Annotated in this window: 2 pseudogenes; both read left to right on the forward strand. The window is 36.2% G+C overall.

The features are described from left to right. A pseudogene (locus AA81_RS11405) lies at positions 1-270 on the forward strand (glutamine synthetase); the annotation flags it as partial. Positions 271-385: 115 nt separating this feature from the next. After that, positions 386-1,559 (forward strand): annotated as a pseudogene (locus tag AA81_RS14435) (glutamate synthase subunit alpha); the annotation flags it as partial.

Genomic DNA, 1,559 nt, shown 5'->3' on the forward strand with positions numbered 1-1,559 from the left:
GAAGGTATAAAAAACAAGATCGAGCCTCCTCAACCTGTTGATGGAAATATTTACGAAATGGACCACAGAGAAAAAAACGAAAAAAATATTAGATATTTACCTGGTTCGCTCCAAGAATCCTTGGAAGCGTTGAAAAATGATGAATTTATGAAAGAAGTCTTGGGAGAACATATATTTGAAAAATTTATAGAATTAAAAGAAAAGGAGATCGAAGAGTATAAGATAGCGGTAACAGATTGGGAGATTAGTAAGTATATAAACCAATTTTGATAAACCACTAATATCTATTATTATTTTTTTTTGTACATAAAACCGGGGTTTCAAAAAGTATTATCCAGAAACACACTGTATTGGGGCAGTCTCCAATATAGGAGGGAGGGTTAAAATGAATAAAGGACTTTACGATCCAAAGTTTGAGCATGATGCTTGCGGTGTTGGATTAGTTGCAAGTACAAAAGGAATAAAGTCACACGAAATAGTTGACAAATCGTTGACCGTTTTAAAAAATATGGCTCATCGTGGTGCACGAGGCAGAGGAGAAAATGATGGGGATGGAGCAGGGTTACTGCTGCAGCTTCCCCATGATTTTTTAATAAAAGAAGCAAAACACTTAGGATTCACTCTTCCAAATCAAAGTGAATATGCCGTGGGTATGATTTTCTGCCCCCGTGATAAAACTCTTACAAACATCTTCAAACAGCAATTTGAAAAAATAGTCACCAATCAAGGCCAAAAGGTGATAGGTTGGAGAGATGTACCTATCAATAAAGCCTTTGTTGGTCCAACTGCATTAAAAAGTATGCCATCTTTTCTACAAGTTTTTATCGCTAAGAATCCTACCCTGAAATCTGGAGTAGAATTTGAAAGAAAGTTGTACCTAATTAGGAAAAAAAGTGAAAAGGAGATAAAAATAGCACACACAGATGAAAATAAAACCTTTTATATAACCAGTCTATCTTCTAAAACAATTGTTTATAAAGGGATGTTAACAGCGGAACAATTAAAGCACTTTTTCCCTGATTTGACTGATCCTCTTTTCAAATCAGCATTTTCTATTGTACACTCCAGATTCAGTACGAACACATTTCCCAGTTGGGAAAGGGCGCACCCTTATAGGTATATGGTTCACAACGGAGAGATAAACACTATAATTGGTAACGTTAATTGGATAAGGGCAAGGCAATCCAAGGTAAGCACTGATATCTTTGGAGAAAACATCAACGATATTTTTCCTATAATCGATGAGGATGGTAGTGATTCAGCAATGTTTGACAACAATTTAGAATTCCTTTATTTATCTGGTAGATCGTTACCACATTCGATAATGATGATGATGCCAGAACCTTGGGAAAACAATCAAACAATGGATGCAGAAAAGAAAGCTTTTTATGAATATCATAGTTGTTTGATGGAACCTTGGGATGGTCCCGCGGCGATTATTTTTACCGATGGCTTAAAGGTAGGAGCAACACTGGACAGAAACGGATTGAGACCGTTAAGATACTACATAACGGAAGATGAATTGATTCTTGCTTCGGAGGCTGGGGTTCTTGAAATAC

The sequence above is a fragment of the Petrotoga halophila DSM 16923 genome (assembly GCF_002924615.1).